Here is a 15,739-nt window from a genome sequence, read left to right as displayed (position 1 = left end):
TGACGAAGCGAAATATTTGCTGGCTCTCGAAGCGAGACACTCGCCCTTACTGAAGCCATAAAAAGCTTGTCGAATGTCTCAGGGCGTGAAGCGGACGTTCTGTTTGCCGCAGAAATGGAGTAATTCAGGTCTGAGTTCCTGTTTCTGTATGGAGCAGAATTTTGGGTCAGGATCACATCTCAGTTATTCAGCCACTGCTTCGTGGTGAAGGCAGAGACATCGCCATAGCACGGGTTCGACTTGCCCGGCTTAATGAGCAGATTAATCGCTTGTGGCTACAGCTCACTGTCATGCAGACCGTGATAAACATTATGACGTCCAGTCGCGAATTGCTGAGGAGTCGACCCATAGCGGCCAGCTAAGAGCGGACATATGCCTGTGTCCGCCTGCGATTGCCAGCTTCAGCGGCTCCAGGTTTATTTCCTAAATCAATGAGAGGGTCCTTTCAGGAAGTTGATGATTGCATCGAAGGCCTGCCAACGGCCTGACTCCATCAGAATCATATGAGTGCCGCCGCCAATCTCTATCCAGCGCCGGTGGGCGGCGTTATCGAAGCGCTTGAACAGATCCTGCATCATATCGACTCGCACGTCTTGATCCCACTCGGCGTGAACGAGCAGTACCGGTGCGGTAATCGCGCCCGGGTCATAGAGCGGACGATTGGCGAGCCAATGCTCACGGACATCCTGGATGGCTCCACCAGGGGCTCGGATGGTACCCGGCTCCGCAGCGTCCGGATCGGTGGAGGTAGTCACAGTCGCCCATTGTTCGAACCAACCGGGTGGCAACAAGCCTTCGTGCTGGTCGGCTGGGACACCTGCCAGCCACGCCTCGCGAAAGGCGTCGACATGTATCAGACGCCACGCTGCCAGCGGCTGCCCTGTATCGATGCGCAGTGGGCGACTGGATAGCCACAGCGGTGCCACCAGCACGAGTTTTTCAATATATTTGCCATGCCGTTCGGCATATATCCCCGCGACCGAGCCTCCCCAGGACATCGCTACGACGCTGAGGCGCTCGATGCCATTCTCGGCGAGAACATACTCAACTGCTGAGGCAAGATCACGTGCCGCGACCCGTGCCGGCGTCAGTGGTGCTGCGGCGTCGGGCGGTGCCGCCATTTCAGTTGGGCGGGTCGACCCGCCATAACCGCGGGCATCGACCGCCCACACGTCGAATCCAGCCATGGCCAGCACATTCATAAACGATATGCCATCCACAGGCACATCGAACAGGCTCTCGCTGGGGAAAGTGGCACCGTGTATCAACATCAGTGTCGTGCTCGAGCTGGCGCGGCCGATGTCGCGCCGGCGCCTGCGGAGTAGCTGCAACTGGATGTCAGCGGTATCACTGTCGATGAGGTAAGTTTCGCGTAGCAGTAAGTCGTTCGTATTGTCGTTCATGGCCGGGATCCCTGAATGAATTGCCAATCGAAGCCGTGAGTCTGTCGACTGACTTTGCCAACAGAGCTATCTCCGAAGTGAGTAGTGAAAACCAGTGCGTCGAGTTCGGCAGCGAGTTGCATGGCCTTGTGACGAGACTGCCGTGCCGCTTTTGGAAACTCGCAGTATACGGAATTGGTCTCGGGGCGACGGAACTGGAGCGGATGATGCATGACGTCGCCCCAGAACAAGGCAGTTTCACCCCGTGAAGTCACTGAAATAGAGGCATGATCGATGCTGTGGCCAGGCGTGGAGTGGAAACGGAAGCCCTCGATCAGGGTATTGTCAATCTTGATGCGTTGATCCAAACCTGCCTCGACAACGGGCATGACGCTATCTTCGAAAACACCGTCGAGTGGCTGACGACGCGGTGTGCCTATTCCTGCCTGCCGCTGTATCCTTGCCACAGCCCCCCGCTCGCGAGAAAGCGCCAGATTGTAGCTATATTCACGCTCGGAAAAGACGTAGCGGGCATTTGGAAAGGTCGGTACCCATCGTTCGCCTTGTAACCGGGTGTTCCATCCCACATGGTCGGCGTGAAGATGGGTAAGCAGGACAAAATCCACCGCTTCAGGCGATACGCCGATCGCCTGCAAACGCGCCAGGAAAGGCTCTTTGAGCTGGTGAAACAAGGGTGCCGTTGGACGTAGCTTGTCATTGCCGGTAGCGGTATCAACCAGGACGGTGTGAGTCGGGGTCTGTATCACCCAGGCGTGAATGCTTTGCCGAAGCAGGCCGTTCTCAAAATCGTAACTTCGCTCACCCCAATGACTTGCATCGCTCATCAACCGCTTTAAATCGTCTTCCGGGAAGAGCTGGGCGGCATCTACTGTATCAAGCGCTAACTCTGGCACCTTGATGATACGCGCATCCCCGACGAGAAAGGTCTCTTGGGTCGTCATGATTTTTTCCTGTTGACTGATGATGTAAGTCAGCGTACTACTACAAATCACATTAACCAAATCGATTCAAATAATGTTGCAAATCGACCATTTCGATTTAAGAAGCTTCGACCTGAATCTTCTTATTGCCTTCGATGCACTAATGCGGGAGCGGAGCGTCACCCGGGCTGCAGAACTTTTGAAAATTCGTCAGCCAGCCATGAGCCACAGCCTGTCGCTGTTGAGAACATTATTTCAGGATGAGCTATTTGTACGTGTCGGGACGGTCATGCAACCGACCGAACGCGCTTTAGCGCTGGCCGAGCCGGTGCAGCAAGCGCTCGGTATGATGCAGACGGTTATTCATGTCCGTTCGGAGTTCGATCCATCGACCGATCAACGTATCTTCCGCATGGGGTTCTCAAGCGAAGTAGAGCTACTACTGATGCCGGAGCTCGCCTTACGCTTGCGTCAACTCGCGCCGGGGGTGAAGCTACATGGCCGCCCGGTGCAGCAGCGCGATGTCTACCGTATGCTGGATGACCGGTTGCTGGACTTAGCAATAGGCTGTTTTGACAGCCAGGCGATGCGTTATCGTCAGCAGCTATTGTTCGAACAGTCGCTGAGTTGCGTTTTCCATCCTGACAAGATGACATTCAAATCGGCGATTTCCCTTGAAGATTACCTAAGCCTGCCGCATGCGCTGGTAAGCCTCAGCGAAAGTTTGCACGGTTGTCTTGAATCGGCACTCGATGCGATAGGCGGAAAACTCAACGTGGTTGCAACTTCGTCGGAATTTCTTGGTGTACTGGGTATGGTTGCGAGTGCGCCGTTGATTGCCACGTTGCCAACGCGGATGGCAAAACGCTACGGTGAGGCATTTGGCCTGCAGGTAGTCCCGGTGCCAATGATACTGACGTTGCCCGATGTTTCACTGGTTTGGACGGCACAGGAGGATAACCATCCCGCATCACAATGGTTGAGGGGTGAAATCGGCGGCATCCTGGGCAGGATGCCGTCATGAATGCAGCCAGTCATAACTGAAGTGAACCCCATCCTGATATGCCTTCCGCGGGATGGAATACTACGTTAAAACGATGGTGCTATCCAAAGGGCCGATCAAGCATACGTATTGCGCCCGGAGACTTGCCCGTTACCCGCTTAAAAGCCCGGCTGAAAGCGGCCTGTGAGGCGTATCCTAACCGTTGCGATGCGATGTCTATGGTTATTTTTTCTGACGTTAACCAGCGGACAGCGAGGTGCATCTTTACTTCCGTTGCATAACGTAACGGTGGGATGCCGATGGTAATCTGAAATCTTTCGGCGAATGCGGATCGGGATATATGCGATTTGGCAGCGAGCTCTGCCACGCTCCAGTCCCGACCCGGTTCGCGGTGAATCGCCAGAATGGCTTGAGCCAGACGGGGATCACGCAGCGCTGCAGCCAGTCCCGGGCTATTGCCGCAACCCTCTTCCACCCATCCTCTTATAAACATTGCTCCAACCACATCGGCAAGCCTGGCGAGGATGCCTGCATAGCCCACGCGTCCGGAGCATATTTCACGCTTCATCGCGTCAAGTGTATGCATGAGTCCTGGCCAGCGAGTCCCGTTGGCATCGGCACGCATAATTTCAGGCATCACATCCGCCAGCCGTTGCATGCTTCCCAAATCAATTTTCATACAGCCAAAAAACAAAACGGCGCCTGGCGTTTCCTGGGTGCTCGGGCAGGTATCAATCCCACTCACTTTCTCATTCAGGGGTGCCGTTTCAATATTATCGATATCCAGCACGTCAGTGGCTGTTGTCGACAAAAGCTGGTGCTCTTCGCCGTGGGGAAGAAATACGGCCTCGCCGGCTGAAAGCGGGAGAGTACCTCCGTTTGCAGTATGAAGCACCACCTCTCCCACAGCGACATAGTGCAGGTAAGCATGGCCAGGCCTGCCTGCGAAGTTCAGACCAAACGTATTACCAGTCTGAATACGCTGATATCGCACACCGTAAAGCCGCAGGCCGGAAAGCAGCTCGCTGATGAGTTCTGATGATAAGGCAAAGGGTGAAGTCGTAGGCATATTCGGGTTTTGGGTAAAAAAGTGCGGGCTTTAGAGCATAGATCATCCAGGCGCGCCTGAATAGACTTCATCTCCTTAACCTACTTTCCAGGAAACTCAGAAATGACTAATGAAGCCTCTGTCAGGGTTCGCAAAGACATATTGCAAAGAGATGATCAAATCCAGCCAGCCTGGCGAGCGGTCTTTTCGTTAACCATGGGCGTTTTTGGCCTACTCACCGCAGAGTACCTGCCTGCAAGTTTATTAACGCCCATGGCCCAGGATTTGAGGGTGCCAGAGTCTCTTGCAGGCCAGGCCGTAACGGTTACGGCGGTAGTTGCATTATTTGCCGGATTACTGATACCGCGATTAACGCGTGCGCTTGACAGGCGCGTCGTGCTGTTGAGCTTCACTGTCCTTATGATCTTTTCAAATCTGCTGGTGGCGCTCTCTTCAGGCATGGTAATGCTGCTGGCAATGCGCATCTTGCTGGGTATCGCTCTGGGGGGATTCTGGAGTATGGCAGCGGCGGTCGCGATGCGGCTTGTGCCGGAAAGGCTGGTACCGCGAGCGCTGTCGATCATTTTTAGTGGTATCGCGGTAGGCACTGTCGTTTCTGTACCGCTGGGGAGTTATCTGGGAGAGATGTTCGGCTGGCGTAGCGCCTTTATTGCCGCTGCTGCGGTTGGAGGAATCTCTTTGATTTTTCAGTGGGTCACGCTGCCCGGGATGCCGCCGGTAATTCGGGTAAAGACGGTATCCGTGTTTTCTCTGCTGCAGAGACCTGGCGTTAGCGTGGGTATGCTGGGGTGTGTGCTTGCACACACTGACCAGTATGCGCTGTTTACCTATATACGGCCTGCGCTGGAAGGACTCGCACACGTAGACGCAAAAGAACTGTCGTTGATACTTCTCGCGTTTGGCGTGGCTAACTTTACAGGGACACTTTTGGCAGGATGGCTGATGGAACGCAGCTTACGTTTTACGCTAATTGTCATGCCCGCTCTGGTGGGAGCAGCGGCACTGGGTATGAGCATCCTGCCCTTATCGATAGCAGGGCTTACTGCCCTGACCATGCTGTGGGGGTTAGCATTCGGTGGCATACCGGTGGCGTGGTCAGGTTGGGTCGCACGGACGCTTCCAGATGAGGCAGAAAGCGCGGGAGGTATGGTGGTCGCCGCCGTTCAGTCTTCAATCGCCGCGGGTGCGGCAACAGGTGGCCTGATATATGGCATGAACGGCGTGTCAGGTGTATTCATTACTGCGGCATGCATCATGCTAAGTGCCGCGCTGATTATTGCATTTCGTGTCAGAGTCTCTTCATCAACTGAAGGAACGCAAAGCAGACCATTTTACTGATACTTTAAACATGTCGGGACATCTCAATTGGACAGCTTAGTTGCCTGATACAGGCTTTAAGCATAGCCGCTATGCCATCACGCAATTGAGATGAATAAGTAAACCAACAAAGATATAACGACGGTCGCCCGGCTTTAATAGCCTGCGGCCTCAATATACTCATTTATCAGCCATGTCCGCTTCTGGCACAAAGAGGACATGCGCGAAGGGCAAGGTCCGATATGAGCCAAAAGCGGACTTAACTCTTTCATGCTATAAAACCACATGGCATGTGATTATCTGAAAATGAAAAGCACCTCTCTCTTACATTACAGGTAATCTCTGACGAGTTATAAAAGAGGCAAGCTGAGCTTTTTAATATCTTTTTATTTACTGAGGCAAATTACCTGCCCGGAGCACTCACCATCTTGCAGGTCCATGATGACCAGGGCGGTACAATTCTCCGGAGCCTGAGCAATAAGTTCACCCCTTGCATCCCATGCGGAACTTTTTCCGACAGGTTTCCAGCCACCTGACGGGCCACTGTAATTGGCCATCAGCGTGGGCATTGCGTAAAGTCTGGCGTAGCTTTGAAGCTGCTCCGAATCTTTATCAAACCCGCCGGCGCTCAAAACGGAGTTCAGGTACACTTCAGCACCCTTCTGCACCGTGCGTTCTGCATGCACTGGCTGCCCTGCATCTGCACATATGGCAATGCCTATATTAAATATCCTTTCTTTAAAAACACACTCAGTATCACCAGTTGAAAAATAGTCGGACTCCCCGGGATGAAGATACATTTTTCGGTAACAGGAAACTGGCCGCTTTGAAGAAAGCATATAGGCGCCAATAGCCGGTTTTCCATCTCTAACACGCAGCGGTGCACCCACGATAATTGTCATATCATATCTGTCAGACAATGCCTGAAGTGGACTCAGACAGGTTTCATCAGCCAGAGCCAGTTCTTCAGCTATTTCGGGTTCATAACCCGTCAGAGAAAGTTCAGGAAAAATGATAAGGTTAACGCCTGCCGATGCCGCAGACTCAATTAACATTTCGTGATAACGCATATTCTCATCGATACAGCCGCGCACCGGAGCAAACTGTCCTGCTGCGATTTTTAATTTTCTCTGAACGCTTCCCATGCTTACTCCCGGATTTTTTAAATTGTCAGTTATCATTCAAAAATACATAACAGGCGTCATCTTTTTGAGACTGGATTGACAGCATGCTTACTTAAACGCCCGCTTCTGGCACAGAGCAGCTTACTGCTAAACAAGCAGGATGCTGTGAGCGAATGTAGCCCTGAGGCAAGAAGACAGCCTTTCACCGCACTGATGTCCGCAGAAACTGTAATTATGAATCCTGCAGACGTGTCAGCATGCTGATCCTGAAGGCGTAAATAATCGCGCACAACATGAGGCTGAGCAATGCAGTACAGATAAAGACCCCCGCACCGGTCATAGCCAGCATGACTCCACCGATTAACGGCCCGGCAGCGATCCCCAGTGTCGACAGCATGGAGGCACCAAGATAGGCACCGCGATGTTCTGCCGGGGCCAGTTGATCGAGCAAAATGTTCAGGTTTGGCATCAGAATCGCTTCTCCCATACTGAACACACCGGTAACCGTCAGCCATAGCCAGATTTCCGTCGAACGTATGGAAAAAAAGCAGAGTTGCGATAAAGCGAAAATTACCCCACCCAGGAGAATGCGTTTCGGCAGGGTGACCCGGGTCAGAAACCGCATAATAAAAGTCTGAAATACCAAAACGGTACAGGCATTCGTGACCAGCACCAGGGTGATCAGCTTAACCGCGGCGTTACCGTCAAGTAGCAGGAGATACTGTGGCAGTATGGCTTCGTAATGGATAAAAACAATACTGCACAAGATACTGCACAGTAGCGCCGCAATGTAAATTTTATCCCTGGCGATAATGCCTATTACCTTGCGCAGCCTTACCGCCGGTTCGCTGTCGGCCTGTTGCTCAGTCAAAAGTTTACCCGCGGGGATAAACAGCAGCACGTAGACGAAAAAAGGGAGGTAGGACAGCCCGGTTATCAGGAATGTTCCCTTCTGAGATGTCAGACCAAATGCTATCCCCACCAGCGGGCCAAATACTGCTGCTACGTTGATCAGGTAGTAACGCATTTGCAAGGCAAGCGCACGGCGGCGGCGGTCACCCAGCAAATCACTCATCAGTGCACGTAAAGGGGGATCAACCCACGCAAAGGAAACGCCGATGAACATAAGGCCGCAGATAAACAGCCCCACTCCGGTTGCCTGCGCCAGGGTAATATATCCCACGGTGGAAAACGCGCAGCCCAGCAGAAGAATAATGCGTCGCCCCAGCCTGTCCGAAATCTGCCCGCCATACATACCGAGCACCACCGAGAACAATGCACTGATTGTCATTGCCACGCCAATAGCTATCGGCGACATATGGTAATTTTGAGTCATGATTACCGCGATAAATGGCCAGGCCATAAAATAACTGAATCGTATGACAAGCGTAAAAAAGAGCAGAGCATGGACAGCCGCAGGGAAAGATTTCAGTGTCTGAAACAGGCCCGGTGCCGGACAGCCTTCAGCGGCAGGTTTAGACGTCATGAGTTATCCTTATCATAATTTTATTAACATCCTGTGTCGCTGTTGGGTATAACTTACTAAATATTAATAAAATTATTCTTTAACACTGGCAACAGATATGTTGATGAAGTGTTTAATTCCCCAGCTTATGAGGTTATGACTCTTTGTTGCAGAGAAATATAAGGAAAAGAGCAAAGCAAATAATAAAATGCGGATGTTACTGCTGACATTAACGACAACTTTTGCTGGGGGCTGGTCTAAAAGGGTTAGAAGCCGGCGGTCATTCGCCTGTGGAAGTCTGTGTGATGAAGATCCTGCCAAACGATCCCCGTTATCGCTTCATTGCGCTGTTAATTTATCTGGGAAATGTCCGCTTCTGGCACAAAGCGGACGTCTGCATTCATTCGCTGCTTTTTTGCTGTGTCCTGGTAACGCGCACTTTGCTGCCAGAACAGAGACAACTGTATATATACCGCGAGCAGGGCAGAGAAGCGGAAGAGCCTGGCGCGACAACAGAGGGCGCGGGAGTGATACGGGCACTTTAGGTTAGGCCGCACTTTAAACGTGCGGCAGATAAGGCCAGAAGCCTTAAGCCGGATGATAGAACGAAGGAGGCTGGCCCGTCACGCGGCGGAACATGGTGGCAAAAGACGAACCATTGTCATAGCCAAGCGATAATGCCACTTCATTCACCGGCTTGCCCGCTATCAGCAATGCCAGCGCGCTGACCACACAGGCCCGCTGCCGCCAGGCGGAAAATGACATGCCGGTCTGCTGCAGGAAATGGCGACGAAAGGTGCTGGCACTCATAAACATTGCTCTGGCCCAGCGTTCAGCCGGATCGTGGACAGTGGGTGCCAGTAAAAACGTCTGGCACAGCGCCAGCAGCGCAGGCTGCCGCGGCAACGGAATATCGAACCCGCGCGTCGGCATGGCTGCCAGTTCCAGCAGCAGCAGGTTCATCAGCGCACATTCGCGCTCGCTCTCATAAAGTGGGGGCACATCGACCGCTTCAAGCAGAAGCTGACGTAACAGTGGCGAGACGCTGATGACTTCGCAGCGGCTGCTGTGGTTGATGCGCGCCGCGCATTCTGGCGCGATATACAGGCTCCGCGTCGTCACGCCGACAAACTTTACCGCGTGCAGCGTTTCAGGCGGGATCCACACCGCATGCTGTGGCGGCACTACCCACTCCCCGTCACGAGTGGATACATGCATCTGACCGGTTGCGCCATACAGCAGCTGCGCGCGGCGATGCCGGTGGGGAGCCAGTAAAAAACCCTGCGCATAGTCATTACCGATCGCGACCACGTCACGCGCCAGATTATCAACCTTGTCAATGCTCACGTTGCGCACTTTTGCCTCCTTCTGACCGGTTTGCAAGGGTAGTTGAGCGCTGCGCAAATGGGAAGCGGGGCGTGAGGGCGATAAGCTGCGGGTTCTTCTTCACAGCGGAACATTCCTTTGAACGATATCTTTATTATTTCTCTGGCAGGTTTCATTACTGGCATCACAACGGTGTTGTTTGGCTTCGGCGGCGGCTTCGTTGTGGTGCCTTTTGTCTATCAGCTGCTGCGTCGTCAGCCGGATATGATGGAGAATGCATTGCATATCGCCGTCGCCACCTCGACGGCGGTCATGATATTCAACGCAGGATGGGTGAGCTATCGAAACTGGCGTGCAGGCAGTATCTCCGCGCAGGCGTGTCTGCCGCTGCTGTGGTTCATCGCCGCCGGCGCGGTGACTGGTTCGTGGCTGGCAGGGCTGTTGAGTGAAAAATGGGTTCGCATACTGTTTGTCCTTTATATGCTCCTGACAATTGGCGATTGCCTGTTGCGTAAAGGTTTCTTCATCGGCGGTGTACCGCGCCGTTTATCACTGGCGACAGTCACTGGTGGCGGAATAGTGATTGGTGTCATTGCCGCATTGCTGGGCGTCGGCGGCAGCGTTATGACGGTACCGCTGTTGCGGCGGCACGGCTATGCGATGCGGGACTGCATCAGCGCTGCCAATCCCCTGTCGCTGCCGGTGGCGCTGTGCGGCGCCGTCACCTATGCGGTGAGCGGCTGGCAAAAAATCCCGGCAGAGGGTTTTCTGGGTTTCATCAGCCTGAAAATTATGGGATTACTTATGATTACAGGCTGGATGGGGATCCTCTTTACCCGCCGGTTGATCCCGGCTGTTCCTGATGTCTGGCATGCGCGAATCTATGTGCTGCTGCTGTGCGCCGTACTGCTGGCAATGCTGTTATAAGCATAAAGTATCAACTGCTGGCAGGAGGGCTTCTGACATAAAGCGAAATGCCGCCGTTTCTCCAGAAGATAGCAGGCGCAGTGGGCGCTGAAACTGGCACGATTCACAGAGAAAAGACGTAACAAGCCAGCTAAGCGTTCTACAGGGCGTCGGGACTTTACTCCAGGGGCTGACATGGATTATGCGATACCTGAAGGGTTCAGAGGCGGGTAGGGCAGATGCTTTCAGGGGTTCACTCAGTATACTGAGGAAGATGAATGCTTTGGTGGTTAAGGTCCGCTATGAGCAAAAGCGGACATTATTTATGCGCTCTGTATTTCTTTGGTTTTACCGATGGGTCAGGAATTTAATAATCGCTTCGAGACTCATTGCGGGATAGCTAATCAGCATGTGCCATTATCCTGACATTCGTTTATTGGGAACCGTTCACCAGCAGGTTATGCTGAGGTCTTAAGCCGGTCATTGTCCGCTTTGAGTGGCGAGCAGGCGTTAACCTCACTCGCATATAAACATCTTGTCGGAAACGCTTGAAAGATGAATGGTTAAAATTGCAGAAGCGCTTAAATTTCAAGTGTAGCAAGGATGACGGCTTCTATTTTCTCCGGTGTGGTGAACGGTGCAAAACGCCTGAGTGGTTTGCCGTCGCGTCCGATCAGGAACTTAGTAAAGTTCCATTTTATTCGCCCGCCCAGCACGCCGGGTAATTCCTCTTTCAGGTAACGAAACACCGGGTGCGTTGCGGTGCCGTTGACCTCCACTTTTTCGAACATCGGGAAGCTCACACCGTAGTTTATGTGGCAGGTCTGCGCGATTTCGTCGGCGTCGCCGGGTTCCTGTTTACCGAACTGGTTACAGGGAAAACCAAGCACTACCAGACCCTGGGCGGCGTACTTCTTGTAGAGCGATTCAAGACCGGCATATTGTGGCGTGAATCCACAATGGCTGGCGGTATTAACCACCAGAACCAGCTTGTCAGCATAGTCAGCCATGGAGATGAGCTGACCACGCAGACTGGTGGCAGTAAATTGATGAAAACTGGTCATATTGAAATCCTCAGAATTGCTCGCATCGCAGATTCGTTGTGTCAGACAGGATAACTGCCTGTCGATCAGAATTGCACATTTTCCACGTCCGCTGTTGGCTTTGAACGATCAGACTGGACGTCAGGTCGGTTCAGAGGCTGAAGAAGGGGAGCGCGCGCCACGACACGCGGCATTAAAGCAATATCTGATACATTCTATGAGATTCCAGGACGCGAAAAGCGGACGGTGGTGCACGTTATTAACGAAGCCAGGATATTTATATTGCTCCTGCTGCGTCGCTGCACCTCGTCAGACAGAATGAACATGGCCTCATATCTTTATTGAGGCGCCTCGCCTGTAAGAACCGCCCGGACAACAAACGAAACGACTGCTGCATGGTGCGCGTCAGTAACGCTACACTTTCATGTCCGACCCGATATTTTAAGCGATTCAGTTATGGCCTCGCGCTAAACGCAGGGTACTGCATCACGGCCCTGTCTCATTTACCGCGCTGTATCCACTCTCTCCCTATTATGACGTGCCGAGGCCCGTTATGAACAAGAAGCGTCCCCCTGACAGAAAGAGGGAAAGGTCATGCCACAAGCAAGCCTGATTACAGTCAGAATGACACACTGCTTTCAGAGAAAGTCAGCTGGTCCTTACGGCAATTTGTCTGACGTTATGCTGCATCGAAGCACAAATGAATAAAGCCCTTAGGCAGGGCTTTATGTGATCACTCTGCTCCGCGAGGTTTTCTGCACGCAGCCAGAATATCGTCTGAAGAGACGTATTCCCTTGTCTGTACGCCGGTGATACCCAGCATGGTTGAAAAAAGGTTGTCCTGCGAATATCCCTTCTTCATTGTCTGCTGGTTCAGGCAGTTCCTGTCCACGGCGTAACGCTGCTGATAATCGGGCGAAAGCCAGATGAGCATAGGCACACGCTTCTGTACGTCAGGCGCAATGGCATAGGGAAGGCCATGCAGATAGACGCCTTTTTCACCAAGAGACTCACCGTGGTCAGATAAATAAACCAGACTGGTGGTAAACCTGTCCTGATGTGCCTTCAGTAATTCAATGGCTTTATCCACGATATAGTCGGCATATAAAATGGTGTTATCGTAAGTATTTACCAGCTGCTCCTGCGAACATTCCTGAATCTGACTGGTTTCACAGGTAGGCGTAAATTTACGAAACGCTGGTGGATAGCGATGATTATAGGTCGGTCCGTGGCTTCCGATGGTGTGCAAAACGATAACGCCATTGCCCTTTAAGCGTGTTATGTACTCGTCAAGTCCATGGAAAAGGATCTCATCGTAACACTCGCCTTTAATACACATGCCGGGGAGATTCAGCGCGGTCATATCCTGATTCGGGACCCGATCGCAGGCCCCTTTACATCCCGCATCGTTTTCGTTCCACAGAACGCTCAGGCCCGCCCGCTGAATAATATCCAGCAACCCTTCCTGATGACTGGCCAGTGCGTCATCGTAGCGTGCACGCGGCATGTTGGAAAACATGCAGGGTACCGATACCGCCGTTGAGGTGCCGCATGATATGACGTCAGGAATATAGGCGACGTTTTCTTCAGCCAGTAAAGGATTGGTCGGGCGCGGATAACCGCCCAGGGAAAAATTTGCGGCGCGTGAGGTTTCACCCACCACCAGTATCGTTAGGTTTTTCTTTGGACCGTTCAGCATCTGTGGACGCTGATGAGCATCCTCACCGATTTTTACCAGCGGAAGGTTAGCCCGTTCGCGGTGATGGTAATAAGAGAGCGAGGCTACGATGAAATTCGACGGGCTCAGGGCCCTTACCAGCTCACGATTATTACGAAACAGCGATGCGTAATCTTTGTAAAACAGCATCGCGACCAGCGCTATCAGGGCGACAGAAGCGACAATGTTTACGCCACGGTAAATCAGGCCTTTCCACAACGGAATAAACTTCTTAAAGCGTGGCCAGAAAGCCAGAGCGGCCATCAGGATCCCGGAAAAAAACAAAACCAGCACCATTGGGGTGGTCAACAAGGCCCTGCTTTCTGCCGGTGTGGTATCGATGATATTAGTGATCATCGAGCGGTCAAGGACAATGCCGTAGTGCTGAATAAAGTACTGAGCAGGGGCAGCGACAAGAATAAACAGCGCAACAGTTACCCTGTCCAGCCAGACAAATGAGGCGAGGGTGACCACAATATTTATGACGCTAAAGGCCACTACGGGCATCGAAAGGAAAAAAAGAATGTTGTGCAGGCCGGTCAGTGGTATCAGTGCGAGAGCCTGTCTGTAGTAAGCGATATTCAGAAAAACGGAGATATAAAGCGAGAACAATATAATAAAAGTAATGCGATGCATTACCGGCGACTTGAAGTGAAATGCTGACATAAAGGTATTCCGTAACCTCAGTATGACTGAACCAGTAAGATACAATTGTTTTTATTAGCAATCGTTAATAAAAATTGTTATGCAGTGAACCATATGGCCAAAAAAACGATCACTGTAATTGCAGAGATAATCACAGAAAAACATTCACTTGCTGACCACTTCAGCATAAGAATTGCCTCGCAAGTTTATAAGTTCACCGATGTAAGAGTTAAATAAAAGTAAACTAAATGCGTGTTTTCTCAGATTTTTACTTTTATATTATGTGAGGCAGATCACGCAACAAATGCCATTTTGTCAGTGCCTGTATGATTATTATTCGATTTGAGCCGCTTACGTTTCGAGGTGCCTGCTTCCGACATAAAATGACCTGCCGAGATAGTTTTACTGAACAGGCTTTTCTGACTGTTGTGACCTTAATACGGCCTGAGGGGGCTGCTCCTTAGTATTCACTCCCTTTATCCGCTCCGTTTCCGCTTTCAGACAGTCATCACATTCGAAACCGTATTCAGTCTGTTTTCCCCCGCGCGCGTTTTGGCAGGATATATGTCAGTTATGTAGTCAGTGAAAGCAGACTGGTTCTGGATGCTCGCAGACCTGATCCCGGCAAGTTCATCAGGTGGCGGATGACTCCAGTCTCTCAACAACGACTCTGCCAGGGTGGAAGTGGGAGCCGGTCCCCGTTATCCCACAGATGAGAACCTGATTAACTGTTGGTGTAGGGTGCTGTAGCGCAATCAGTCTTTGTTATTGCGCCTGCCTGAAACAGAAGACGTGCTGATTGATGCGGATGCTGTAACGCATCACTCACTGGCAAAGTAAGCAAAAATTTGGCGACGTGGCTAAAAGTGAAGCGGCACCATTCGTGGTATATGGGCATGGCACTGAATAATGGGTCTCATTACGGCTGTCGCGATCCTTATATGAACAGGGACTCATCACCTCGCATATGAATTATGTCTGGCCCGCACGATTACTCGTAAATTCGCAATTAATCTACCACCAGAATTGGTTTAAAAGGGGAGGGGGTTATGCTGATGGAATTATCCACTCAGGTTCCTGAGGAGACAGCGAAGCGGTTTTTCGAGGATGGCGAAGTTCCATCAGCAAATTGTAAGCACCCGGTATAACGCCAGTAAGAATGCTCGGCACGATGTCTTCCGTACTGTTGTCCGGCAGGCTGGCGATCAGTTAACAGATTTCGTCGCAAGCCATATTGTGCGGCCATTACATTGCTTGTCTTCAATAACATGGCCGATCAACTTAAAGCCATAGTTGTGCATTAGTGATGCGTACTCAAGGGCGGACAGGCTGGCGTGAGCAAGTGGCTCACCCTGAAACTCACCGATGGCCTCACCCTCTTCCGGGCCGGCATTGAACATAAGAGCCGCACCCTCTTTTGCATGTGCAGAAAAAAGTGCAAATATCTTACGTTGATCAGCATGACACAGATGAAAAAAACTGTCCCACGCAAGAATGCCGTCGAAATTCATTCCCAGATTCACCTCCCGCATATCGGAGACTAACCAGGTTTCGTGAGGAAATTTATCTCTGCACTGAGATATCATGGAGGGTGAGGAGTCGACACCCGTTACTTTAAAACCCTGACTAAGAAAATATGCTGCAATCGGGGGTGATGCTGCCAACTTACTGATTTAGTGTATGATGGTGTTTTTGAGGTGCTCCAGTGGCTTCTGTTTCTATCAGCTGTCCCTCCTGTTCAGCTACAGACGGGGTGGTGCGTAACGGTAAAAGTACTGCCGGACATCAGCGCTATCTCTGC

13 protein-coding genes are annotated in these 15,739 nt (G+C 51.8%); 4 read left to right on the top strand and 9 right to left on the bottom strand.

Annotation, left to right across the window (positions count from 1 at the left end; genetic code table 11):
- Positions 1-428 precede the first annotated feature (428 nt).
- Entirely contained in the window at positions 429-1,403 is a 975-nt protein-coding gene (locus D7S44_RS22845; RefSeq protein ID WP_120458479.1) for an alpha/beta hydrolase, read from the bottom strand.
- The gene (locus D7S44_RS22840) at positions 1,400-2,344 is read right to left on the bottom strand and encodes an MBL fold metallo-hydrolase (protein ID WP_120458478.1); all 945 of its coding nucleotides are present in this window, start codon (positions 2,342-2,344) and stop codon (positions 1,400-1,402) included. Before D7S44_RS22840 ends, D7S44_RS22845 begins: the two co-directional genes overlap by 4 nt.
- Before the next feature lie 73 nt (positions 2,345-2,417).
- On the opposite strand from D7S44_RS22840, the gene D7S44_RS22835 reads away from it, so the two are divergent.
- Positions 2,418-3,347 carry a LysR family transcriptional regulator gene (locus D7S44_RS22835; protein ID WP_179256456.1) on the top strand — a complete coding sequence of 310 codons (930 nt, stop codon included), beginning with the start codon at positions 2,418-2,420 and terminating at the stop codon, positions 3,345-3,347.
- A gap of 79 nt (positions 3,348-3,426) precedes the next feature.
- Here D7S44_RS22835 and D7S44_RS22830 read toward each other — a convergent pair whose 3' ends face one another.
- Entirely contained in the window at positions 3,427-4,395 is a 969-nt protein-coding gene (locus tag D7S44_RS22830) for an AraC family transcriptional regulator (protein ID WP_120458476.1), read from the bottom strand.
- Between the two features lie 102 nt (positions 4,396-4,497).
- On the opposite strand from D7S44_RS22830, the gene D7S44_RS22825 reads away from it, so the two are divergent.
- Positions 4,498-5,733: an MFS transporter gene (locus D7S44_RS22825; protein ID WP_120458475.1), complete on the top strand. Its 1,236-nt coding sequence runs from the start codon at positions 4,498-4,500 to the stop codon at positions 5,731-5,733.
- A gap of 365 nt (positions 5,734-6,098) precedes the next feature.
- Here D7S44_RS22825 and D7S44_RS22820 read toward each other — a convergent pair whose 3' ends face one another.
- The 3 genes from D7S44_RS22820 to D7S44_RS22805 all read right to left on the bottom strand — a co-directional run bounded on the left by D7S44_RS22820 (position 6,099) and on the right by D7S44_RS22805 (position 9,657).
- Positions 6,099-6,857 carry a carbon-nitrogen hydrolase family protein gene (locus D7S44_RS22820; RefSeq protein WP_158591313.1) on the bottom strand — a complete coding sequence of 253 codons (759 nt, stop codon included), beginning with the start codon at positions 6,855-6,857 and terminating at the stop codon, positions 6,099-6,101.
- A 211-nt stretch (positions 6,858-7,068) separates the two neighbouring features.
- Positions 7,069-8,322 carry an MFS transporter gene (locus D7S44_RS22815; RefSeq protein WP_120458473.1) on the bottom strand — a complete coding sequence of 418 codons (1,254 nt, stop codon included), beginning with the start codon at positions 8,320-8,322 and terminating at the stop codon, positions 7,069-7,071.
- 567 nt (positions 8,323-8,889) lie between these two features.
- Entirely contained in the window at positions 8,890-9,657 is a 768-nt protein-coding gene (locus D7S44_RS22805) for an AraC family transcriptional regulator (protein WP_120458471.1), read from the bottom strand.
- Between the two features lie 108 nt (positions 9,658-9,765).
- Here D7S44_RS22805 and D7S44_RS22800 point away from each other — a divergent pair, with 108 nt between their 5' ends.
- The gene (locus tag D7S44_RS22800) at positions 9,766-10,554 is read left to right on the top strand and encodes a sulfite exporter TauE/SafE family protein (protein WP_120458470.1); all 789 of its coding nucleotides are present in this window, start codon (positions 9,766-9,768) and stop codon (positions 10,552-10,554) included.
- A 560-nt stretch (positions 10,555-11,114) separates the two neighbouring features.
- Here D7S44_RS22800 and D7S44_RS22795 read toward each other — a convergent pair.
- From D7S44_RS22795 to D7S44_RS22785, 3 genes are all read right to left on the bottom strand, one after another.
- Positions 11,115-11,597: a glutathione peroxidase gene (locus tag D7S44_RS22795; RefSeq protein ID WP_120458469.1), complete on the bottom strand. Its 483-nt coding sequence runs from the start codon at positions 11,595-11,597 to the stop codon at positions 11,115-11,117.
- A 712-nt stretch (positions 11,598-12,309) separates the two neighbouring features.
- Positions 12,310-13,959 carry a phosphoethanolamine transferase EptA gene (eptA, locus tag D7S44_RS22790; RefSeq protein ID WP_120458468.1) on the bottom strand — a complete coding sequence of 550 codons (1,650 nt, stop codon included), beginning with the start codon at positions 13,957-13,959 and terminating at the stop codon, positions 12,310-12,312.
- 1,184 nt (positions 13,960-15,143) lie between these two features.
- A complete protein-coding gene (locus D7S44_RS22785; protein WP_158591311.1) occupies positions 15,144-15,602 on the bottom strand; it encodes a class I SAM-dependent methyltransferase in 459 nt (152 codons plus the stop codon).
- Between the two features lie 41 nt (positions 15,603-15,643).
- Here D7S44_RS22785 and D7S44_RS22780 point away from each other — a divergent pair.
- Positions 15,644-15,739 (top strand): IS1 family transposase (locus D7S44_RS22780; protein WP_001503875.1); only part of this gene is annotated, 96 nt, incomplete at its 3' end.

It is taken from the genome of Pantoea piersonii (assembly GCF_003612015.1).
Classification (GTDB): Bacteria; Pseudomonadota; Gammaproteobacteria; order Enterobacterales; family Enterobacteriaceae; genus Pantoea; species Pantoea piersonii.
This window is presented reverse-complemented; position numbering and strand designations above follow the sequence as displayed.